At 73.0% G+C, this 21792-nt stretch carries 19 protein-coding genes; 7 read left to right on the top strand and 12 right to left on the bottom strand.

Annotation, left to right across the window (positions count from 1 at the left end):
- Positions 1–88 precede the first annotated feature (88 nt).
- The 4 genes from NBW76_RS03710 (at position 89) to NBW76_RS03695 (ending at position 4384) form a co-directional block, all read left to right on the top strand.
- Positions 89–901, top strand: a complete 813-nt coding sequence (locus NBW76_RS03710; protein WP_055963172.1) for a hypothetical protein — start codon at positions 89–91, stop codon at positions 899–901.
- Between the two features lie 31 nt (positions 902–932).
- On the top strand, positions 933–2906 hold the full coding sequence (locus NBW76_RS03705; protein ID WP_056556385.1) for an acetoacetate--CoA ligase: 1974 nt from the start codon (positions 933–935) through the stop codon (positions 2904–2906).
- Positions 2903–3547, top strand: coding sequence for a hypothetical protein (locus NBW76_RS03700; RefSeq protein WP_056556388.1), 645 nt, complete (start codon positions 2903–2905; stop codon positions 3545–3547). Before NBW76_RS03705 ends, NBW76_RS03700 begins: the two co-directional genes overlap by 4 nt.
- Before the next feature lie 147 nt (positions 3548–3694).
- Positions 3695–4384 (top strand): hypothetical protein, encoded by a 690-nt coding sequence (locus NBW76_RS03695; protein ID WP_056556391.1) that lies wholly within the window; start codon positions 3695–3697, stop codon positions 4382–4384.
- A 56-nt stretch (positions 4385–4440) separates the two neighbouring features.
- On the opposite strand, the gene NBW76_RS03690 is transcribed toward NBW76_RS03695, so the two are convergent.
- The 5 genes from NBW76_RS03690 to NBW76_RS03670 all read right to left on the bottom strand — a co-directional run bounded on the left by NBW76_RS03690 (position 4441) and on the right by NBW76_RS03670 (position 10517).
- Entirely contained in the window at positions 4441–4908 is a 468-nt protein-coding gene (locus NBW76_RS03690) for a GNAT family N-acetyltransferase (RefSeq protein WP_055963159.1), read from the bottom strand.
- 157 nt (positions 4909–5065) lie between these two features.
- Positions 5066–6112 (bottom strand): aspartate-semialdehyde dehydrogenase, encoded by a 1047-nt coding sequence (locus NBW76_RS03685; protein ID WP_056556394.1) that lies wholly within the window; start codon positions 6110–6112, stop codon positions 5066–5068.
- Positions 6109–7386: an aspartate kinase gene (locus tag NBW76_RS03680; protein ID WP_055963153.1), complete on the bottom strand. Its 1278-nt coding sequence runs from the start codon at positions 7384–7386 to the stop codon at positions 6109–6111. The genes NBW76_RS03685 and NBW76_RS03680 overlap by 4 nt, the downstream gene beginning before the upstream one ends.
- An 855-nt stretch (positions 7387–8241) precedes the next feature.
- A complete protein-coding gene (locus tag NBW76_RS03675; protein ID WP_235493061.1) occupies positions 8242–9345 on the bottom strand; it encodes a S1 family peptidase in 1104 nt (367 codons plus the stop codon).
- Positions 9346–9527: 182 nt separating this feature from the next.
- Positions 9528–10517, bottom strand: coding sequence for a LysR family transcriptional regulator (locus NBW76_RS03670; RefSeq protein WP_056556400.1), 990 nt, complete (start codon positions 10515–10517; stop codon positions 9528–9530).
- A 139-nt stretch (positions 10518–10656) separates the two neighbouring features.
- On the opposite strand from NBW76_RS03670, the gene NBW76_RS03665 reads away from it, so the two are divergent.
- Positions 10657–11403, top strand: coding sequence for a DUF4328 domain-containing protein (locus NBW76_RS03665; protein WP_055963142.1), 747 nt, complete (start codon positions 10657–10659; stop codon positions 11401–11403).
- Positions 11404–11406: 3 nt separating this feature from the next.
- Here NBW76_RS03665 and recR read toward each other — a convergent pair whose 3' ends face one another.
- The 7 genes from recR to NBW76_RS03630 form a co-directional block, all read right to left on the bottom strand.
- Positions 11407–12006 (bottom strand): recombination mediator RecR, encoded by a 600-nt coding sequence (gene recR / locus NBW76_RS03660; RefSeq protein WP_055963139.1) that lies wholly within the window; start codon positions 12004–12006, stop codon positions 11407–11409.
- 91 nt (positions 12007–12097) lie between these two features.
- Positions 12098–13249, bottom strand: a complete 1152-nt coding sequence (locus NBW76_RS03655; RefSeq protein WP_055963136.1) for an acyl-CoA dehydrogenase family protein — start codon at positions 13247–13249, stop codon at positions 12098–12100.
- Positions 13250–13298: 49 nt separating this feature from the next.
- The gene (locus NBW76_RS03650) at positions 13299–13838 is read right to left on the bottom strand and encodes an AAA family ATPase (protein ID WP_162239231.1); all 540 of its coding nucleotides are present in this window, start codon (positions 13836–13838) and stop codon (positions 13299–13301) included.
- Between the two features lie 5 nt (positions 13839–13843).
- Entirely contained in the window at positions 13844–16594 is a 2751-nt protein-coding gene (locus NBW76_RS03645; protein WP_082482045.1) for a chorismate-binding protein, read from the bottom strand.
- Positions 16575–18677, bottom strand: coding sequence for a DNA polymerase III subunit gamma and tau (locus tag NBW76_RS03640; protein ID WP_235493064.1), 2103 nt, complete (start codon positions 18675–18677; stop codon positions 16575–16577). The genes NBW76_RS03645 and NBW76_RS03640 overlap by 20 nt, the downstream gene beginning before the upstream one ends.
- A 114-nt stretch (positions 18678–18791) precedes the next feature.
- A complete protein-coding gene (locus NBW76_RS03635) occupies positions 18792–19379 on the bottom strand; it encodes an LON peptidase substrate-binding domain-containing protein (protein ID WP_055963124.1) in 588 nt (195 codons plus the stop codon).
- Positions 19380–19398: 19 nt separating this feature from the next.
- Positions 19399–20412: an alpha/beta hydrolase gene (locus NBW76_RS03630; protein WP_056556410.1), complete on the bottom strand. Its 1014-nt coding sequence runs from the start codon at positions 20410–20412 to the stop codon at positions 19399–19401.
- A gap of 223 nt (positions 20413–20635) precedes the next feature.
- On the opposite strand from NBW76_RS03630, the gene NBW76_RS03625 reads away from it, so the two are divergent.
- Positions 20636–21568, top strand: coding sequence for an iron-containing redox enzyme family protein (locus NBW76_RS03625; RefSeq protein WP_056556413.1), 933 nt, complete (start codon positions 20636–20638; stop codon positions 21566–21568).
- Positions 21565–21780, top strand: coding sequence for a CDGSH iron-sulfur domain-containing protein (locus tag NBW76_RS03620; protein ID WP_056556415.1), 216 nt, complete (start codon positions 21565–21567; stop codon positions 21778–21780). Before NBW76_RS03625 ends, NBW76_RS03620 begins: the two co-directional genes overlap by 4 nt.
- Positions 21781–21792: the final 12 nt, after the last annotated feature.

Raw genomic sequence — 21792 nt, 5'->3', positions numbered from 1 at the left:
CCGAAGCCCCTGGACCACCACGGTCCGGGGGCTTCGTCGTGCGTGCGCTCCCCGACCCGGACGACGTGCGCTGTGACACACTGACTCCATGGTCGAGGAGGGCACGACGCAGGCCGACGGTGCCGGCAGCACCCAGCCGCGCGTGGTCAAGAAGATCGTCAAGAAGACGGTGGTGCGCCCCGGTGCCCCCGCGTCGAGCACGGCTCGACCCGTCCGGCCTGCAGCGCCCAAGGCCTCGGCCGTCTCGCGACTCAAGGGCAAGGACTCGCGCGCCACGGATCCGTCCGACGACGAGGCCGTCGAGCAGCCGGTGACGGCGCCGCAGCCCCAGCGCAGCGGTCCGCGCACCACCATCGACGTCGGGGCCGCCCTCGGGAGCGCACGCGGACGTGCGACCGACGCCCTGCACGGGACCGGCGACCTCGCGCGGCGGCTCGGCTTCGCGGTCCGCGACCGCAGCGAGGACGCCGTGTGGGCGGTGCGCGACTACCGGCTCCCCACCGTCCCACCGTTGCGCGCCTCCCTGGTCACCGGGCTGGTCGCCGGGCTGCTGATCACGGCCGGCGGCTGGGCGTGCCTCAACCTGTTCAGCGCGGTGCGCGGCACCTCGGCGGGAGGCGCCTTCTGGGGCGGCCTGGCCGTCCTGGTCGTGGTCGGCCTCGCCTACGAGATCGGCTCCCGGCTGCTCATCGCGTTCGGCGTGCAGCAGGCGCGCGCGGTCCTCGCGCTCTCCGTGATGCTGGTGGCCGTCCTCGTGATGCTGCTGTTCCTGGAGCCCGTCGACGGGCCCTGGGCGTGGTTGATCGTGCCGGGCCTCATGACCGCCACGGTTCCGCTGGTGCAGCGACTCCTGGTGTGGACCGCGAGCGACGTCCGCCCGGACGACGATGCCGTGCGTTGAGCCGCCACCCCGTACTCCAGGAGCACTCCGCATGACCGGTACCGATCGCAGCCCCGAGGTCCTGTGGCGCCCCGACCCCGACGCCGCACCGCGCATCGCCGACTTCGCCCGCACGGTCGGCACCGACCCGCATGACTACGACGCCCTGTGGCGCTGGTCCGTCGCGGAGCCCGACGCGTTCTGGCAGGCCGTGTGGCGGTTCTTCGACGTTCCCGGCGACGGGGAGCCCTCCCCTGCCCTGGCCGACGCCTCCATGCCGGGTGCGGTCTGGTTCCCGGAGGTGCGGCTCAACTACGCCGAGGCGATGCTGCGGCTCCCCGGCCGGGCCGACGACGACGTGGTCGTCGTGGCGCGCTCGCAGTCGCGGGCCGACGTCCGGCTCACGGCGGCGCAGCTGCGTGACCAGGTGGCCCGTGCTCGCGCCGGGCTGCAGCGCGCCGGCGTGGTCCGTGGGGACCGGGTCGCCGCCTACGCCCCGAACGTGCCCGAGACGCTCGTGCTGCTGCTCGCGGCAGCCAGTCTGGGAGCGGTCTTCAGCTCCTGCGCCCCCGAGTTCGGGGTCCAGAGCGTCGTCGACCGCTGGAAGCAGACCGAGCCCACGGTCGTGCTGGCCGTCGACGGCTACCGCTACGGCGCGAAGCCGGTGGACCGGCGCGGCGAGGTCGCCGACATCGTCGACGCGCTCCCGAGCGTGGAGACCCTCGTGTGGCTGCCGTACCTGGAGCCCGGGGCGCCCGCGCCCGCGATCGACGGCACCGCCACGACGACGTGGGACGAGCTGCTGGGTGAGCCGGGCGAGCTCGCGTTCGAGCGGCTGCCGTTCGACGCACCGCTCTACGTCCTCTACTCCTCCGGCACGACCGGCCTGCCGAAGCCCATCGTCCACGGTCACGGTGGCATCACCCTCGAGCACCTCAAGTCGCTGGGCCTGCACCACGACTTCGGCGCCGACGACGTGTTCTTCTGGTTCTCCACCACGGGCTGGATGATGTGGAACCTGCTCGTCTCGGGCCTGCTGACCGGCTCGACGATCGTCCTGTGGGACGGCAACCCGGCCCACCCCGACCTCGGGCAGCTGTGGCGCGACGCCGACGAGCTGGGCGTCACGTACTTCGGCACGAGCGCGCCGTTCCTGCTGCAGTGCCGCAAGGAAGGGATCGTGCCGCGCGAGATCGGCGACATGTCGACATTGCGCGGCGTCGGGTCCACCGGGGCACCGCTGCCGGCCGAGGGCTTCCGCTGGGTCTACGACGCGGTGGGCGAGCACGTGCACCTGCAGTCCGTCTCGGGCGGCACCGACGTGTGCGCCGCGTTCGTGGGCGCCTCCCCCACCGTCCCCGTGTACGCCGGCGAGATCTCGTGCCGCTGCCTGGGCGCGGCGGTCGAGTCCTTCGACGAGGACGGCGAGCCGGTCGTCGGGTCCCTCGGCGAGCTCGTCATCACCGGTCCGATGCCGTCCATGCCGGTGGGCTTCTGGGGCGACGACCACGGCTCGCGCTACCGGGCCGCCTACTTCGAGGACATCGAAGGGGTGTGGCGCCACGGCGACTGGATCACCATCACCGAGCGCGGCACCTGCACCATCACCGGCCGCAGCGACGCGACCCTCAACCGCGGCGGCGTGCGGCTCGGGACCGCCGAGTTCTACACCGTCGTCGAGAGCCTGCCCGAGGTGAACGACAGCCTGGTCGTGCACCTCGAGGACGACGAAGGGGGAGCCGGGACGCTCGTGCTGCTGGTGTCACTCGCCGACCCCGACGGCACCGACGTCGAGGCCCTGCGCACGAGCGTGGCCCGAGAGCTGCGCACCCGGCTGTCGCCGCGCCACGTCCCCGACGAGCTGCACGTGGTGAGGGCGCTGCCCCGCACGCTCTCGGGCAAGAAGCTCGAGGTGCCGGTCAAGAAGATCCTGCGTGGAGTCCCGGCCGACGAGGCCGCCACGCGAGGCGCCCTCGCCGACCCCTCGGCCCTCGACGAGGTCGCTGCGGTCGCCGCATCGCGATGAGCCCCGAGCGCAAGGTCGTCCTCCTCGGCATGCCGATGGGTCTGCTCATGACCGGGGGCGGGGTGCTCATGGCCGCGACGGCGTCCGGAGGCGACGCGCCGATGGGCGCGACGGTCGGGCTCATGGGCGCGGCCTTCCTCATGGCCGTCGTCTACATCCTCCTCCCCCGCCGCCCGGTCACGCCGAGGGTCGTCGACGGGAGCATCGTCATCGACGGCAGTCCCTGGCCGTGGCGGTTCCTCTGCGTCCTCACGGTCGGCACCACGGCGGCGGCGGTGCTGGCCACCGTCGCGCTGGGGGACCCCAGCGTCCTCGGTGACTCGTCCGGGCGCCGCTCGCCCGTCGTCCTGCTCGGCCTGTGGCCCGTGGGGGCCTGGCTCTGGTTCGTCACCGTCCGCGGCCGGACCCGGCAGCGTGTGACGGTGCGCGGCGACATCGTGACCCTGCACGAGGGCCGGCGCAGCACGCAGGTGCGCGCCACGCGGCGACGCGTCCGGGTGGGCAGCGGCGACACCGCCCGCTCGCAGTCGGTGGTCGTGCGCGCACCCGCCCGAGAAGGCGAGCTCGTGCTCGCGAGCCGGTCGTTCGGCACCACGCCCGAGCACCTCGTCGACGCCCTGAGGGCCGCGCTGCCGGAGTGAGCGGGCCAGGCGTGGCCCGCACCGACCAGGTGCGCCTGGTCACGACGGGCCATTCCTGCGCAAGACTTGCTCACGGCCGTCGCACCACTCCTACGCTGAGCGGGCCCGCGCTCCGCCGGGCGCCATCTCCGTGAACGGACCGGTCCCATGCGCAAGCTCCTCGTCCTGCTCGTCGCCGCCCTCGTGGGCGTCGGCTCCACCCTGACGCTCGTGGCGCCCGCCCAGGCCGCGACGGGCGTCACCATCCGCACCATCGCGGACCCCAGCGCCGCGCCGGGCAAGACAGCGACCATCAAGCCGAGGTACTCCACCTCGGGCAAGGTCAAGGTGACCTACGCCCGCCTCACGGTGCGCCAGGGCAAGAAGGTCGTCGCCCGTGACAAGGCGTCCGTCGCCCTCAAGATCGCCGCGGACCCGAAGGTCTACTCGGTCACGACCGTCGTGAAGTACAAGGTCAAGAAGAAGGGCAAGTACGGCAAGACGATCACCAAGAGCAAGCGCCAGGACCTGTTCGCCTTCGCCTGCGCGACCGCCACGGCGCTCAAGACCATCACGTACAGCGACGCGCCCGGCGCCGGTACCACCTCGAGCGCCGTCGGGAAGGCGATCGGCAACCCGCAGGCCGGTGACGGCATCGCGCTCGGTGAGCTGTACGAGGGCGGCGACGAGGCCACCAAGACCGAGGTCGAGGGTCTCTACGGCAAGGGCTGGACGTCCGCGGACGTCCTCGTGACGCTCGGCTACGCGCGTTGCGGCACGACGCCGACCGCGTTCGCGATCGAGTACCTGATGGCCGGCGAGACCGAGCCCCGCGCGTACCAGCTCGCGGCCGAGTAGCCCCGGCGCGAAGGCCCCGCACCGCTCGACGGCGGGGCCTTCGTGCGTGCGCCGGGTCAGCCGGGCGGTCTGGAGTAGCGCAGCAGCACCGGCGCCACACCGCTGCCGTCGAGGAAGAAGTCGGCGGTGGTGCTGCCGTCGCGTTGCCAGCCGCGGCGCTCGTAGACAGCCTGCGCGTCGCGGTTGTGCTGCATGACGACGAGCCGCATCGGGACACCGTCGGCGTCGGCCCACGCCTCGGCGACGTCGAGGAGGGCGCGGCCCGCGCCCGCGCCGCGCGCGTCGACCGCGACGAAGAAGCGGGTCAGCTCCCAGGCGTCGTCTGCACGCACGAGAGCGACCTGCCCGACGACCCGTCCGTCGAGCTGTGCCACCCACGCGACGTCGGTGCCGTCGAGCAGCCACTCGGCTGTCACCCGCGAGGCGCGGACGGGGTACGCGTCGCGCTGGTGCACTCCCGCGAGCGCAGCGACCAGCGCGTCGGCGTCGGCGGGCCGGCGGGACCGGACCAGGAGATCGCTCACACCCACCTCAGCCGAGGAGGAGCTCGGCGATCTGCCCCCGAGCTCTCCTGCGCCAGGCCCCACCTGTTCGCTCACGCCCACGTCAACCGAGGAGGAGCTCGACGATCTGCCCCCGAGCTCTCCTGCGCCAGGCCCCACCTGTTCGCTCACACCCACCTCAGCCGAGGAGGAGCTCGGCGATCTGCACCGTGTTGAGGGCCGCGCCCTTGCGCAGGTTGTCGCCGCTGACGAACAGCACGAGTCCCTTGCCCTCCGGCGCCGACTGGTCGGCACGGATGCGCCCGACCAGGCTCGGGTCGGCGCCCGCGGCCTGCAGCGGCGTGGGCACCTCGACCAGCTGCACCCCGGGCGCGCTGCCCAGGATCTCGGTGGCCCGCTCGGGGGTGAGGTCGCCCTCGAACTCGGCGTGGATGCTCAACGAGTGCCCCGTGAACACGGGCACGCGCACGCAGGTGCCGGCGACCCGGAGGTCGGGCAGGCCGAGGATCTTGCGCGACTCGTTGCGCAGCTTCTGCTCCTCGTCGGTCTCGTTGCTGCCGTCGTCCACCACGCTGCCGGCCATGGGCAGCACGTTGAACGCGATGGGCGCCACGTAGACGTCGGGGTCGGGGAACGCGACGGCGCTGCCGTCGTAGGCCAGCTCGTCGGCCTTCTCGACCACGGCGCGCGCCTGCCCGTGCAGCTCGCGCACGCCGGCGATGCCCGACCCCGAGACCGCCTGGTACGACGCGACGACCAGGCGCACCAGCCCGGCCTCCTCGTGCAGCGGCTTGAGGACCGGCATGGCGGCCATGGTGGTGCAGTTCGGGTTGGCGATGATGCCGCGGCCACCCGGACCGTCGCCGGCGGGGATGGCCTCGGGGTTCACCTCGCTGACCACGAGCGGGATGCTCGGGTCCTTGCGGAACGCCGAACTGTTGTCGACCACTGTCACGCCCGCGTCGGCGAAGCGCTGCGCGTGGGCCCGCGAGGTGGTGGCACCGGCGGAGAAGAGGGCGATGTCGAGACCCGCCGGATCGGCCGTCTCGGCGTCCTCGACGGTGATCTCGCGGCCGGCGAACGGCAGCACCGCGCCGGCCGACCGGGCCGAGGCGAAGAAGCGGACGTCGTCGGCGGGGAAGCTCCGTTCCTCGAGGATCTGGCGCATCGCGACACCCACCTGACCGGTGGCGCCCACGATGCCGATGCTGGCGCGACGGCTCATCGTCCGGTCCCTCCGTAGACCACGGCCTGGACCTCGTCGGTGCCCAGGTCGAACGCCGAGTGGGCGGCGCGGACCGCCTCCTCGACCTGGCTCTCGGCCACCACGACCGAGATGCGGATCTCCGACGTCGAGATCATCGCGATGTTGATCCCGGCGTCGGCCAGGGCCTGGAAGAACGTGGCCGTGATGCCGGGGGCCGAGCGCATGCCGGCGCCGACGATGGAGACCTTGCCGACGCTGTCGTCGTACTGGAGGCGCTCGAAGCCGACCTCGTCCTTGAGCCGCGCCAGGGCGGTCATGGCGGTCTGGCCGTCGGCCCGCGGCAGGGTGAACGAGATGTCGGTGAGCGCCGTGGCGGCGGCCGACACGTTCTGCACGATCATGTCGATGTTGATCTGCGCGTCGCCGAGCGCGCGCAGGATCGCCGCGGCGTAGCCGACCTTGTCGGGCACACCGACGACGGTGATCTTGGCCTCGGAGCGGTCGTGGGCCACTCCGCTGATGATCGCTTGCTCCATGGTGGGGTCCTTCGTGACGTCGTCGGCCTTGATGACCCACGTGCCGGGCTTGTCGGAGAACGACGACCGGACGTGGATGGGCATGTCGTTGCGGCGCGCGTACTCGACGCAGCGCAGGTGCAGGATCTTGGCGCCGTTCGCGGCCATCTCGAGCGTCTCCTCGTAGGAGATCTGCGGGATCTGGCGGGCGTCGGGGACGATCCGGGGGTCGGCGGTGAAGATGCCGTCGACGTCGGAGTAGATCTCGCAGACGTCGGCCCTGAGGGCCGCGGCCAGGGCCACGGCGGTCGTGTCGGACCCGCCACGGCCGAGCGTCGTGATGTCCTTCGTGGTCTGCGAGACGCCCTGGAAGCCCGCGACGATGGCGATGGCGCCCTCGGCGATCGCCTTCTCGATGCGACCGGGCGTGACGTCGATGATCTTGGCCTTGCCGTGCTCGGCGTCGGTGATCACGCCGGCCTGGGAGCCGGTGAACGAGCGGGCCTCCTGGCCGAGGTTGCCGATGGCCATGGCCAGCACGGCCATCGAGATCCGCTCGCCGGCGGTGAGCAGCATGTCGAGCTCACGGGCGGGCGGCAGCGGGGAGACCTCGTTGGCGAGGTCGATCAGCTCGTCGGTCGTGTCGCCCATGGCCGAGACGACCACGACGACGTCGTGACCGGCCTTCTTGGTGGCGACGATGCGCTGGGCGACCCTCTTGACGCTCGTGGCGTCGGCGACGGAGGAGCCACCGTACTTCTGGACGACAATGCCCACGACGATGTCCTTGAGGTGCGGGGGTGGGGTGGACCGTGCCAGGGCGACGCTGACCGGGCAACGTCGTCCATGCTACCGGCCTGCGACAGGCCGCCTCCACCGTCGTTCCTGCCGTGGGACCGCGAGATCGCGCCGAGGGCGTCGGCGCGATCTGCTGCGGGTGGGTCGTGCCTTGCGGCTGCGGTGTTTCGGGTGGGTCTTCGCCTGCTGCTGCGCCGCTGTGGCTGCGAGTCGACCTGCGCTCCGAAAGGGCCTCGACCGGCGGCGAAGTCCGGGGTCGGGCGAGCGGTCGGAGCGCGGCTCGGGGGACGCAAGATTCTGCGTTCGTGCGCGAAGGGTCGAAGGATGCTGCGTTTGCTACGGGATCCGGTGCGGAACGCAGCATCGTTCGGATCGCTGTGCGCGAAGGCAGAATCCTGCGTCCGACGGGGCGATGGTGAACGGCGGGTGGGCAGGGATTCTCCCTTCTCGTGGACCGTTCCACGACGATGGAGAATCACTGCCCCTGAGAGGCCAGATCCGTCGCCACGATGCTTCCTTCGCGAGGCACTGTCCACGAGAAAGAAGCATCGTGCGTGGATCTCACTCGAATGGAGAATCGTGGCCGCGCCCCGCAGACCCACCCGAGGCGAGACCCACCGCTCCGGTCGAGGCCCTTTCGGAGCGCAGGTCCACTCGCGGCCGCAGCGACGCACCACCACACGAAGCCTCACCCGCAGCGACGCAGCAGCCAGGACGGTCCCGCCGAGGCAGCGCAGCAACACGTGAGCACCCCCCGCGAGACGACGAACGGCGCGGACCCGACACCTCCAGGGGAAGAGGGTGCCGGGTCCGCGCCGCGCGCGGTTCCTCCGGTCAGGAGGTCTTGAGGGTCAGGCCATAGGCGCTGAGGATCTCGTTGACGGGCTGGAAGTACGTCGTCCCGCCGACCGAGCAGTTGCCGGAGCCACCGGAGGTGACGCCCTGAGCCTGGTTGCCGGAGATGGCCGATCCGCCCGAGTCGCCCGGCTCGGCGCACGCGGTGGTGCGGATGAGCCCGGTCACCGAGCCCTCGGCGTAGTTCACCGTGGAGTTGCGGGCCTGGATGGTGCCGCAGCGCCAGCCGGTCGTGGAGCCGGAGCGGCAGATCGACGACCCGATCGCCGCGTTGGAGGATCCGCGGACGGCGACGCTGCCGCCGCTGTAGTTGTTCACGGTGCCGGTGATCGACGCCGACGAGCGGATGAACGCGTAGTCGTTGCCGGGGAAGCTCGAGCCGGCGAACGTGCCGCTCGGCGACGAGGTGGTGCTGCCCGTGGTGCCGCAGTGACCGGCGCTCACGAAGCCGCCCGTGACGGCGAAGCCGATGGAGCAGCGCGCGCCGCCGATGTAGTAGGCGTCGCCGCCCTGGTAGAGCGGCTGCGGACGCTCGGGAGCGGCCTCGGCCTGGAACGCCTCTGCCGGCACGCCGGCCTTCTCGGCGAACGCCTCGGCAGCGGCGACGTCCTGCGTCAGAAGGACGACCTTGTTGGACTCGGCGTCGACGTACCAGCCGGCCACGGTGTCGGGAGCTGCGCTCTTCTTCGCGTTGAGGTCCTTCATGTAGCCGTTCAGCTCCGACGACGACCGCTCGACGGTGCGCGCCTCGGCGCCCTTCGCAGTGACGGCCTCGGCGGCGGCGGCATCGGTCACCGCGACGACGAGGGTGCCCTTCTTCGCGTCGTACCAGGAGCCGGCGTAGTCGGCGCCGAGGCTCTTGACGAGCGACTTCTCGGCCTTGGAGGCCTGGGCCTCGTCGGCGATGCGGGCCTTGGCCTGCGACTCCGAGAGTCCGAGGTCGCGCTCCATCGCACCGAGCATGCTGACCTTGGGCGGGGCGTCGTCGGGTGACGGCGCGGCGTTGGCCTGCTGGCCGAGCGCCGTGGCCAGCACGGCGGCGACGGCCAGGGAGCCGAAGAGGGTTCGCTTGGGAGTCTTCACGGTGGATCTCCTTCGTCGTGGCGGCACGCTGGGGTCGCCAGGGTGCAGCCGTCCTGCGGAACGGACGGCTCGCCGCCACGCCCCACGCTGTCGTCCGGAGACGGGTTCGCCTCCGCAGCCCCCCCCGAGGGGTTGGCAAGAACGTACTGTCAGTTCAGCCCTGGAGGGTCATACCGGAAGAGTCATACCGCGGGGGTGATGCCCGGGTCGTGCTGCTCGCCGAAGCCCGGGTTCCGCCCCAACCAGTCGGCGTAGACGGCGCTGCGCGCGACGAGGTCACCGTGCGCCATGCGGACGGTGAGCAGCAGCTCGTCGGCGAAGGCAGCGCCGACGGAGTCGGGTCGCCAGCCGACGAGGTGGCGCCAGCTCAGGGGCACTCCGGCGAGCGGCTTGGTCGCCAGCCCCGGGAGGACCCGCGTGGGCTGGCACAGCGCCACGGCCGTGCCGGACGCCACGAGGTCGATGCAGCTGGCCGCGTCGGCGACGTAGAGGCTGCGCGGCGCGAAGCCCTCGCGCGCGCAGGCAGCCGCGAAGCACTCCTGGAAGCAGCCGTCGCCCGGGGTGGCGGCCCAGCCGGTGGTGGCGAGGTCGGCGAGCGCGACCTCGTCGACGTCCGCCAGCGGGTGGTCCTGCGGGAGCATCACGAACACGGGGTCCACCGAGAACGTGCGCCACACCTGGCCGCGCTCCCCCGGCGTGCTGTCGCCTCCGCAGATGCCGACCACGGCGAAGTCGAGGCGCCCGTCGTCGAGCTCACGGGCCAGCTCGTCGGCCGACCACGAGGCGGTCGTGGAGACCTCGAGGTCGGGGTGCCGCTCCTCCAGCCGCTGGATGAGGGGCGCAAGGATGGCCGGCGACGAGGAGCCGATGGACAGGTGCTCGGGGGTGCTCCGCCCCCGTTCGGGGTCGTTCAACCGGGTGGCGTCGTCGAGCAGACCGGTCATGGCGGGCAGCAGCATGCGGGCCCGGGCGATGACCAGCTCGCCCAGCGACGTGGGCCGCACGCCGCGGTGGTCGCGGTCGAACAACGGGCCGCCCAGGGCACGCTCGATGCGGCTCAGCTGCGCGGTGAGCGCGGGCTGCGCGACACCCAGCTCGGCGGCGGCCTTCGTGACGCTCCCGGCGTCGGCGATGGCACACACGACCTTGAGGTGTCGCAGCTCCAGCTCCACTCGGTGAGTCTACCGGCGCCGCGGCGATCGGCGTCCTCGGTGCAGGCGTGCCCGAAGTCGGACAAAGTCCTCTGTTCTCGCCTCAGGAGCGGGTCACCTGTCGTACGGTCGCCCCAGATCATCACGACCCGGGGGAACCATGACCGACTCACCGACGTACCCGCGCTACCCGTCGCAGGACGACGTCCCGGAGGGCGTCGCGCAGTCCGGCGCGACGGCTGCTCCCGGCCAGTCCGCTCCGCACCCCGCGGCGCCCACGGGGTACGCCCAGCCGCTCGGCCTGCTGACCGCACTCACCGTCGGCGTCGCCGCGCTCTACACCGCGTTGCTGCTGCCCCGCTTCTGGCTGGCGCAGGACGCCGTCGAGCGATGGGAGCGCCAGGAGGCGGACGGCGGTCTGGCCTGGGACCTGTGGACCCCGTACGAGCTGGTCGACGCCGCGAGCTTCCCCGTCCTGCTCGGCGCCTACGTCATCACGTGCCTGTGGTTGTGGCGCGTCCGATCCAACCTCGAGGTCCTGTCGCCGACGTCTCCCCACGCGCGGCGGCGCGGGTGGGTGTGGGGCGGATGGCTGGTGCCGATCGTCTCGTTGTGGTTCCCCTACCAGGTGGTGCGCGACGCCCTGCGGGTGCGATCCCACCGTCCCTCGTCCGGGGCCCGCGTGGGGTGGTGGTGGGGTGCCTTCCTGCTGGGCTGCCTCGCCACCGGTGTCGAGAGCGTGTTCGTCCCGGTCGACGAGATCGACACGGCGTCCATCCAGCACCTGCCGGCGTTCGCCGCCGCGACGACCGTGCTGTTCGTCGTCGCGTGCGCCCTGTGGATCCGCGTGGTGCGGGCGATCGCGGCCGACCAGGCCGAGCTCCTGGCAGGGACCGAGGCGCGCTGACGTTCAGCCGGCGATGGCGGTGCGGCCCTCGAAGGCGCGCCCGAGGGTGAGCTCGTCGGCGTACTCGAGGTCGCCGCCGACGGGCAGGCCGCTGGCGAGCTTGCTGACCCGCAGGCCGAGGGTGCTCAGCATGCGGATGAGGTAGGTGGCCGTGGCCTCGCCCTCGAGGTTCGGGTCGGTGGCGATGATGACCTCGGTGACGGCGCCGTCCTGCAGGCGGCCGAGCAGCTCACGGATGCGCAGCTGGTCGGGGCCGATGCCCGCGATGGGGCTGATCGCGCCGCCCAGCACGTGGTAGCGGCCGCGGAACTCGCGGGTGCGCTCGATGGCGACGACGTCCTTGCTCTCCTCCACGACGCACAGCACGGTGACGTCGCGGCGGGGGTCGGTGCAGATGCGGCACTCGACGTCGACCGTCACGTTGCCGCAGATCGCGCAGAAGTGGACCTTGTCCTTCACGTCGACCAGCACGGCCGCGAGGCGGCGGACGTCCTCGGGGTCGGCGTCGAGCAGGTGGAAGGCGATCCGCTGGGCGCTCTTCGGACCGACCCCGGGCAGCTGCCCGAGCTCGTCGATGAGGTCCTGGATGACGCCGTCGTACACAAGGAGTGAGTCTAGGCGCCCCGGCGGCCGCGGGCCCGCTCGGCGCGCGGCCGTGCGTCGTCGAACAGGCGCCGTCGATCGAACGACGCGGTCAGACGAACGCGTTGATGCCCGTCTCGGACCGACCGATCAGCAGCTTCTGCACCTGGCTGGTGCCCTCGTACAGGGTCATCACGCGAGCGTCACGCAGGTACTTCTGCACGGGGTACTCGTCGATGAAGCCGTAGCCGCCGAACGCCTGCACCGCCAGGTTCGAGGCACGCACCGCGGCCTCGGACGCGAACAGCTTGGCCTTGGAGGCGGCGGTGCCGAACGGCTCCCCGCGCTGCATGAGGTCGGCGGCGCGCCAGGTGAGCAGCCGCGCGGCGTCGGCGTCGACGCTCATGTCGGCGATCATCTCCTGCACCAGCTGGAACGACGCGATCGGCCGGCCGAACTGCTCGCGCTCGCCGGTGTACTTCACGGTCTCCTCGAGGCAGCCCTGCACGATGCCGACGCAGCTCGCTGCGATCGTGACCCGGCCCTTGTCGAGCGTCTGCATGGCGATCTTGAAGCCCTTGCCCTCCTCGCCGAGCAGGGCGTCGGCCGGGACCCGCACGCCGTCGAAGGACAACGCCGCGGTGGCCTGGCCACGCAGGCCCAGCTTGCCCTTGACCTCGGTGGCCTCGAAGCCGGGCGTGTCGGTGGGCACGAGGAACGCCGACACGCCCCGCGGGCCGTCGTCGCTGGTGCGGGCGAAGACGAGGGCGACGTCGGCCCAGGTGCCGTTGGTGATGAAGATCTTGGAGCCGTCGATCACCCAGTCGTCGCCGTCGCGGCGGGCACGGGTGCGCAGGTTGCCGGCGTCGGAGCCGGTGCCGGGCTCGGTGAGGCCGAAGCAGCCGAGCGTCCGCCCGGCGGCGATGTCGGGCAGCCAGCGCTGCTTCTGCTCCTCGGTGCCGTGCTGCAGGACGGACGTGCCGAACAGGCCCGACGACACCGAGACGATGCCGCGGATGGCCGAGTCGGCCCGGCCCAGCTCCTCGGCCGCGAGCACGTAGGTGACGTAGTCGCCGCCGACCCCGCCGTACTCCTCGGGGATGGTGAGACCGAAGAAGCCGATCTCGCCGAGCTTGGGGATGATCGCGAGGTCCACGGACTCGGCGCGGTCCCACGCGGCACGGTGCGGCACGACCTCGCGGTCGAGGAAGTCACGTGCCAGGGCGCGGAAGCTCGCCTGCTCGTCGGTGAGGGTCAGGTCCATGCGACCGATGCTGCCACGCGGGGTGGGCACCGGCCGGTGCGAACCTGCGTCAGGAGCCTCGCTGCACGATCGCCAGAGCCGCGAGGGCCTGCCGAAGGCGGCTCTGCGGATCGCCTGCCAGCTCCACCACGAGCGCGTCACCCACGAGGTCCGGGTCGTCCGCGAGGTCGAGCAGGGCACCAGCCACGGCCCGACGCAGCGGGGGGTCCTCGTCGTCGGGCTCGACGACGTCATCGGGGTCCAGCAGGAGGAGCAGGTCGATGGACGACGCCGTCGCGACCGCGATGCTGCGGCCGCGTTCCGCGAGCCCGCCGTCGCGACCGGGTCGCCCGAGGACGTCGAGCGCCTCGAGGTAGGCCAGGAGGTCGAGCGGCCCACGTTCGGCGAGGACGACGTGGTCGGGCGCCGGGTCGGACAGCCGATCCGCCGCGAGCACCAGCTGCTCGAAGAACCCACCCGCGTCCGGCTCGTCGCCCAGGTCCTCCCCCAGGACCTCGTACGGGTCGGGGAGGACCTCCACGCCGTCGAGGGCCTCCGCCAGGGCGGCGACGAGCACGCTCTTGCCACTCGCGTGCGTGCCACTGACCACGACCTTCACCCTGTCCCGGCCGTCCCGGGCAGACCCTGGCGGAGGAAGGTGGCGAGGAGGTCGTGGCCGCGGGTCGTGAGGATCGACTCGGGGTGCCACTGCACGCCCTCGACGGGGTGGGAGGTGTGGCGCAGGCCCATGACCACGCCGGAGGCGGTGCGGCTGGTGACGACCAGCTCGGGCGGAAGGCTCGCCTCCTCGGCCACGAGGGAGTGGTAGCGCGCCACGGTGAGCGGCGAGGGCAGGCCCGTGTGCACGCCCAGCCCGTCGTGGTGGACGAGCGACGGCTTCCCGTGCACCACCTCGGCGGCGCGTACCACCCGCCCTCCGTAGGCCTCGGTGATCGCCTGGTGCCCCAGGCACACCCCGAGCAGCGGCGTGGTGGGGCCGAGCCGGCGCACCACGTCGACGCTGATCCCCGCGTCGGCCGGCGTCCCCGGCCCGGGCGAGAGCACCACGTGCGTGAGGTCCCCGGCCTCACGGGCGTCCACCAGCTCCTCGACGGTGACCGCGTCGTTGCGCACCACCTGCGCGTCGGCGCCGAGCTCGCGCACGTACTGGACGAGGTTGAAGACGAAGGAGTCGTAGTTGTCGACGAACAGCACCCGCGCGCGGGTGCCCCGTCGGGGTGCGAGCGGCCGCTCCTGCTGCGCCGGAACGCCGGCGGACAGGTCCTCGGCGACCCGCCGGGTCACCGGACCGGGCGCCTCCCAGGCGCCGACGCCGACGACCTCACGCACGGGGACCGCCCCGCGCAGCGCGTTGGTGACGAAGACCTCCGACGCGGCGGCCAGGTCGGTGGTGGTGAGCCTGCGCTGGTGGAGCGGGACACCTGCGGCGAGCAGCGCGTCGACCACCCGGGCCCGCTGGGTGCCCGGCAGCACGCGCCCGTCGAGCGGCGGCGTGTGCACCCCGTCGTCGAGGACGCAGAAGACGTTGGTGCGCCCGCCCTCGAGGACGGAGCCGTCGACGTCGAGCACCAGCACGTCGTCGGCAGCCTCGCGCGAGGGGGCGGCGGAGAGGTCGAGGGGTCCGCGGTCGACCCACTTGTCGGCTCCCCAGCCGCCCGGCACGACCACGGGCGACAGGCACCAGGTGGCGGGCGCCTCGACGAGGGGGGCATCGACCATGCGGACGCCCACCGGCACCGGGTCCTCACCGACCCGCTCGGGCTCGGCCGGGACGGCCTCGATCCGCAGCCGGTGCCGCCCGGCGCCCAGGGTCGCTGCCCGCCGGGCGACCGCGTCGTCGAGACCCTCGCGCACGGTGGTGCCGTAGACGGCGCGCACGCTCGCGTCGAGCCGCGCCAGGTGCGCCTCGACGTCGACCGCGCGACCGTCGCGGACGAGGACGGTGGTGAACACGCCGCGGCGTGCGTCGGCGGCCGACCCGACCGAGCCGTGCACGGGTGTGGGCCGGGGACCGACCGCGGGAGCCACGTCGTCGGTGAGGGTGCCTCCGATCGCCGCAACCACCGGCGCGGCCTTCACGAACACCTCGGCCAGCTCCGCCGCCGGCTCGGAGTCGGCGACGATCCCCCCGCCGACGCCGAGCCACGCGCGACCTTCGGCCACCTCGACGGTGCGGATGACCACGTTGGTCTCCAGACCTGCCAGGGGGCTGAGGTGCCCGATGGCGCCGGTGTACGCCTCGCGGCCGGTGACCTCAAGCGCGGCGGCCACCTCCATGGCCCGGACCTTCGGGGCACCGGTGACCGATCCCGGAGGGAAGGTGGCTCGCAGCAGCTCGGCGTCGCCGACGCCGGGGGCGAGACGACCGACGACGTCGGACACCAGCTGCCACACCGCATGCCGCTCAGGACGCACCAGGGCGGGGACCCGCACGCTGCCCGGGGCGCTCACCCGGCCGAGGTCGTTGCGCATGAGGTCGACGATCATGACGTTCTCGGCGCGGTCCTTGGCCGAGGCCACGAGCGCTCCGACCGTGGCGGCGTCCTCGCGCGCGTCGAGACCCAGCGGCGCCGTCCCCTTGATGGGCGAGGTGAGCACCTCCTGGCCGGTGCGCCGCAGGAACAGCTCGGGCGAGAAGGACAGGACGGCACCGTCCGGGCTCTCGACGTAGGCGCCGTAGGCGGGTCGGAGCCGTTCGGCGCCGGCACAGAAGGCGTCGAGCGGATCGCCCTCGAGCGAGGCCTCCAGCCGGGCGCACAGGTTCACCTGGAACAGGTCGCCCGCGTGCACGTGCTCGACGGCGCGCGCCACGGCGGCCTCGTGCTCGGCGGGCGACGGCGTGAGCGTGAACGCGCCCACCCGGTGCTCCCGCGGGGGCGGGGGCGGTCCGTCGAGCAGGTCCAGCACCGGTGCGACGTCGGCGTCGCCCAGCCACTCGAGCCACCACGTGCCGCGGGTGCGCCGCAGCACCCAGGCGTAGAACGCCAGCTGGGCGTCGGGACGCGGCACGGGGCGCGACCTCGGCTCCGGGACCCGCTCCACGCGGCCACCCAGCCGGTAGCCCCACAGGCCGATCCACCCACCGCCGAACCCGGCACCGGCGTCCTCGACGACGACCGGGAGGGGCAGGTCGAACGGGTCGTCGACGTCGGGGTCGAGCACACGGACCGGGTCGCACGCCACGAGCGCGTCGCCCTGGTGCCACGAGCCGACCAGACCCACGAGCCGGTCGCGGCCGCGCAGCCGCCGCAGCACCGCGAGGGGGTCGTCGTCGAGGTCGAGCCGGCGGCGACGTGCCACCAGGGCGGATCCGTCGGCGGCACCGTCAGCCGTGGTCGATCTCATCGATCACCCGGGCACCCAGCTCCCGGCTGAGCAGCTGCTCGGGATCGGTGCCCTGGTCGACCACCGGGTCGTCGGGGTGGGCGGACGCGTCGGGGTCCTCCGGCGGGGCCATCGAGGCCGGCTCGCGCATGGCCTGGCGCACCGACTCCGGTGCGCCCACCCCGCGGCCGGCGTCGCCACCGGTGGCCGGAGCGGCCTGGGCCGGCGGCGTGGGAGCCGCAGCCTGGGGCGATGCCGGCGCGGGGTTGCTCGCCGCCCGCGGGTCGGCCGAGGGGTCGACGATGGCGTCGATCCGCCACTGCACCCCGATCACCTGCTGCAGCGCCTTCTGCACGTACTCGGCGGAGCCGCTGGCCATGAAGGAGTCGCGGGCGCCGCTGTTGACCAGGGCGATGGTGAGGGTGGTCCCGTCGAGCGCCTGCACCTGTGCGTTCTGGCTGAGCATGATCCAGGTGAACCGGCGCAGGCCCTTGACCACCTCGAGGATCTCGGGCCAGAGCCGACGCACGTCGGCCACGCTCATCCCCCCGGCAGGTGCCGAGGCCGGCTGGGCCTCGGCGGCGGCCGGCTCGGGCTCGCGGGTCGGAGGCTGCGACGGGGCCGGCTGGGTCGCGGCCGGAGCCGCCTGCTCGGGCGCCGGGCGATGGGGCGCCTCCTGCGACGGCTGCGGCGTCGACGGCGGGGGTGGCTGGTGATCCGGCTCCGGCGGCTCCTCGACGTCCCAGGGCGGCGCGTCGTCGACGGGGGGCCGGGCCGGGTCGGGGGCGGGCGTCTGCCGGGCAGGGGCGCCCTGTGCCGGAGCAGCCTGCGTGGGGCCGGGCTGGGCAGGTGCAGGCTGGGCAGGTGCAGGGGCGGCCGCGCTCGGCTGGGCGTCGGCCGGGGCGTCGGCTCCCGTGGCGGCCGACGCGGCGGGAACCCCGCCCATGGAGAGTCGCTTCTCGAGCCGGTCGACGCGGGCCACGACCCCTGAGGCGTCGGAGGCCGGCACGAGGATCCGGGCACACATCAGCTCGAGCAGCAGCCGAGGAGCGGTGGCACCGCGGAACTCGGTGAGCGCCGCGTTGACGAGGTCGGCCATGCGGGTCAGGTCGGCCGGGCCGAACGACGTGGCCTGGCTCTGCAGCCGCTCGGCGCGGTCGCCGGGGACGTCGAGCAGACCGGTGGCCAGCGCGTCGGGCACGGCGCGCAGCACCACGAGGTCGCGCAGGCGCTGCAGCAGGTCCTCGGCGAAGCGCCGCGGGTCCTGACCGGACTCGATGATCTTGTCGACGACGCCGAACACGGTGCTCCCGTCACCCGCGCCGAACGCTGCGACGGCCTCGTCGAGCAACGAGTCGGGGGTGTAGCCGAGCAGCTGGACGGCGAGGTCGTAGGTGACGCCCTCGGGCCCGGCGCCGCCGAGGAGCTGGTCGAGCACGCTCAGGGTGTCGCGCACGGAGCCGGCGCCGGCGCGCACCACGAGCGGCAGGGCCGCCGGCTCGAGCCGCACGCCCTCGGTCTCGCTCAGCTGGTTCAGGTAGTCGCCCAGCGCCTTGGGCGGCACGAGCCGGAAGGGGTAGTGGTGGGTGCGCGACCGGATGGTGCCGATGACCTTGTCGGGCTCGGTGGTGGCGAAGATGAACTTGAGGTGCGGCGGCGGCTCCTCGACCAGCTTGAGCAGCGCGTTGAAGCCCTGCGGGCTCACCATGTGCGCCTCGTCGATGATGTAGACCTTGTAGCGGCTGCTGATGGGCGCGAAGAAGGCCCGCTCGCGCAGGTCGCGGGCGTCGTCGACGCCACCGTGGCTGGCGGCGTCGATCTCGATGACGTCGACGCTGCCCGGCCCGCCCCGGGCGAGGTCGCGGCAGCTCTGGCACTCGCCGCAGGGGTCCGAGACCGGCGCCTGCTCGCAGTTGAGTGCTCGGGCGAGGATGCGGGCGCTGGTGGTCTTGCCGCAACCTCGAGGCCCGGAGAACAGGTAGGCGTGGTTGACCCGGTTGGCCGCGAGCGCGTGCCGCAACGGGTCGGTGACGTGCTCCTGACCGATCACCTCGGCGAACGTCTCGGGACGGTACCGGCGGTAGAGGGCGAGAGGGGCATCCACGCGCCTGAGCCTAGGACATGGCGCCCACATCGCCGAGGCCGTCGTGGAGGGTCCCGGCGGACCCGGTGCGCGCCCGACTCCCTGTGTCGCCCGAACGACGTCGAGAGGCAGGCCCTAGCTGCCTGGGCCGAAGGCCTCGTGCATCTGGACCGCCTGGTCGTAGGCGTCGTCGACGGCGGAGAGGAGCTGACGGGCGCGGGTGGAGCGCAGCAGCGCGAGCCGGTCGTAGGGACCGAGCGGGCAGGCGTCCGCGAGGTGCCAGCAGGCGGCGAGCAGACCGTGCGGAGGCGGTTCCGGTGCCATGATGCCCAGACGCAGCGACGCGGCGACCGCACGGTCGTGCACGGCGGCCACCTCGGCGCGGTCGACGTCGGGCACCAGGTCGGGGAGGTCGCGCACCCGGGCCCGCGGGTACGGGTCCTCGGGAAGCCAGCCCTCCACCTCGACGCGGCGTCCGCCCTGCACCACCATGCCGACGTCGGACTCTCGCGGCTCGGCCTGGACGATGCGCCCGACCGTGGCCGTGGAGAACCGCGCGTCCCCGCCGCCGGCCTCGTGGCCGCGCTCGATGAGGACGAAGCCGATCTCGGGCTCCTCGGCCTGCAGCACGTCCTGCAGCATCTCCAGGTAGCGCGGCTCGAACAGCCGCAGCGGCAGCAGCCCGCCCGGCAGCAGCACGGTGCCGAGCGGGAACATCGGCATGGCACTCACGGGGACAGGTCTACCCCACCGGGGCGTCCCCCGCAGACGACACGATCGCGGTGGCTCGCAGCCAGGCGTCGACGGCGTCGTAGGCGGCCTCCCGCGGCTCCTTCAGCGAGAGGAAGACGTCGTGGCGGGCGTCGGGGATCGGCAACGACGTCACGGCGTCGCCGAGGCAGCCGACCCACCGAGCGATCTGCTTGACGTCGAGCACCGCGTCGGCGCGGTCGACCTGCTCGCTCCACGAGCGGGCGAACCGGGTCTTGTCCGAGCGCAGCACCAGCGACGGCACGCCGACGTCGAGGCCGCGGTGCAGACGCGCGTGTCCGGCCCGGACCGCACCGAGCCACCCGTAGGTGACGCGGAAGCCGTCGAGCGGCTTGAGCACGGTGTCGTAGTCCCACTCGCCGTGTCCGCTGACGTGCAGGCTGCTGCCGTACGCGTCGGTCGGCGGCAGCTTCATCACGTCGAACGGCTTGATCCGTCCGACGCCACGGATGGCGAGCGTGCCCACCGTCCGCATCCACGGCTTGCCCTGCAGGTCGAACCATGGGCTGTTGAGCACCAGCCCGCTGATGCCCGCGCCGCGCGAGCCCCCGGGACGCTGGTTGAGACGGTGGAGCCACAGCGGCAGCACGAGCCCTCCCGTGGAGTGGCCCGACAGCAGCACCGGACCCCCGGGCACCTCCTCGCGCACCACGGCCAGAGCACGGTCCAGCTCGGCGTCGTAGAGGGCGAGGTCGGTGACGTGGTGAGCCGTCTGGCCCTCCCGACGCGAGCGGCCGCACTTGCGCAGGTCGAGGGCATAGAACGCGAAGCCCCGGTCGACGAAGAACTCCGCGAGCTCCTTCTGGAAGAAGTAGTCGCTGAACCCGTGGACGTAGAGGACGGCCCGCTCCGCGGGCACGGATCCGGTCCAGGTGCGGCGCACGAGCGTGGCGAACACCTCGCCCTGGCCGTCGGGGTCGTCGCCCAGCTCGAACGTGCGCTGCTCGTAGCCCTCGCCCAGCATGTCGGGCTGCCAGTCGCTCATCGTGCCTCCTCGGGGTCCGAGGAGACTCTAGAGGACGGGGCCCACGCCAGAGGCGTCGTTCGTCGAGGCCGGCTGTGCGGAACAGAAGCGGAACAGGGGCGGCGCGGCCCGGCCCCGCACTGCGTGAGGCGGGCCGGGACCGCGTCACCCACCTCTCAGGTACCCGGTGAGCACGGAGTCAAACCTCACGTGTCACGGCACCTACCCGGGGTACGTCAGGGTCATGAGGATCCCCACGCCGTGCGGCCCGGTCAGCCAGGCCGTGCACGACCACCTGACGATGCTGCGCCCGCTCCCCGACCTCCTGGACGCACCGGCACCGACCACCCGTGACCACGCCCTAGCGCTCTGGACGCTGTACGAGCTCGCGTACCGCGGCTTCGACGGCGTCGACCCGGACCTGGAGTGGTCGCCGGAGGTGCTGAGGCTGCGGAACCGTCTGGGTCGTGACCTCGAGGCCTGGTTGCGCGAGGCGTTCGCGACCTCGACCGGCCCCCGCGACCTCGCCGGCCTCGTCGAGGCCGACAGCGACGTCCCCGGCGTCGCCCGCTTCGTCCGCGAGAGCGCCGATGCCGACGACGTCCGCCGCGTCCTCGTCCAGCGCAGCATCTACCACCTCAAGGAGGCCGACCCGCAGTGCTTCGTGCTGCCGCGGCTCGGGAACGCCGCGAAGGCCGGGCTGGCCGAGCTGCAGTACGACGAGCTCGGCGACGGGCAGGCGGACCGTCTGCACGCGCACCTGTTCGAGCGGGCGATGGAGGCGGCAGGGCTCGACCCGACCTACGGCGCCTACGTCGACGAGGCGTCCGAGGAGACGTTGACGCTTAGCAACGCGATGTCGCTGCTGTGCCTGCACCGACGCCTGCGGCACGCGGCCCTGGGCCACCTGGCGGCCTTCGAGGCCACCAGCTCGCTCCCGAGCGCCGACATGGTGCACGGGTTGCGGCGCCTCGGCTTCGACGAGACGGTCGCGCTCTACTACGACGAGCACGTCGAGGCGGACGCGGTGCACGAGCACCTGGCCCGCACGCTGTGCGAGCTCGAGACCGGTGGGGACCCGCAGCTCGAGGACGAGGTCGGGTTCGGCGCCTTCGTGTGCGTCTTCGTCGAGGAGCGCTGCGCCGTCGACCTCCTCGGTGCGCCGGTGCCGGCATGAGCGACCGCAGGGAGGCGATGATCCGCGGGGCGCAGGCCGGCCCTCGCCTGGTGCGCGACCTCGGCTTCGTCGTGGCGCCCGACGGGACGGCGGTGCAGGCCCAGCGGCCGGTGGTCGCCCTGTGCCGCTGCGACGCCACGGCGCGCGGCCCCTGGTGCGACGGGACGCACAAGCTGATCGCCCGACGTGCCGCGGCCGGCCCCCACCCGTGAGGGGGAGCCGGC

It is taken from the genome of Aeromicrobium sp. Leaf245, assembly GCF_942548115.1.
GTDB lineage: Bacteria > Actinomycetota > Actinomycetes > Propionibacteriales > Nocardioidaceae > Aeromicrobium.
Note: the sequence above shows the minus strand (reverse complement) of the source record. Positions and strands in the feature narration are given on the sequence as shown.

Coding starts and splice junctions, on each gene's coding strand:
- NBW76_RS03710 (WP_055963172.1), top strand. CDS start 89: ATGGTCGAGGAGGGCACGACGCAGGCCGACGGTGCCGGCAGCACCCAG.
- NBW76_RS03705 (WP_056556385.1), top strand. CDS start 933: ATGACCGGTACCGATCGCAGCCCCGAGGTCCTGTGGCGCCCCGACCCC.
- NBW76_RS03700 (WP_056556388.1), top strand. CDS start 2,903: ATGAGCCCCGAGCGCAAGGTCGTCCTCCTCGGCATGCCGATGGGTCTG.
- NBW76_RS03695 (WP_056556391.1), top strand. CDS start 3,695: ATGCGCAAGCTCCTCGTCCTGCTCGTCGCCGCCCTCGTGGGCGTCGGC.
- NBW76_RS03685 (WP_056556394.1), bottom strand. CDS start 6,112: ATGAGCCGTCGCGCCAGCATCGGCATCGTGGGCGCCACCGGTCAGGTG.
- NBW76_RS03665 (WP_055963142.1), top strand. CDS start 10,657: ATGACCGACTCACCGACGTACCCGCGCTACCCGTCGCAGGACGACGTC.
- NBW76_RS03655 (WP_055963136.1), bottom strand. CDS start 13,249: ATGGACCTGACCCTCACCGACGAGCAGGCGAGCTTCCGCGCCCTGGCA.
- NBW76_RS03645 (WP_082482045.1), bottom strand. CDS start 16,594: ATGAGATCGACCACGGCTGACGGTGCCGCCGACGGATCCGCCCTGGTG.
- NBW76_RS03635 (WP_055963124.1), bottom strand. CDS start 19,379: ATGCCGATGTTCCCGCTCGGCACCGTGCTGCTGCCGGGCGGGCTGCTG.
- NBW76_RS03630 (WP_056556410.1), bottom strand. CDS start 20,412: ATGAGCGACTGGCAGCCCGACATGCTGGGCGAGGGCTACGAGCAGCGC.
- NBW76_RS03625 (WP_056556413.1), top strand. CDS start 20,636: ATGAGGATCCCCACGCCGTGCGGCCCGGTCAGCCAGGCCGTGCACGAC.
- NBW76_RS03620 (WP_056556415.1), top strand. CDS start 21,565: ATGAGCGACCGCAGGGAGGCGATGATCCGCGGGGCGCAGGCCGGCCCT.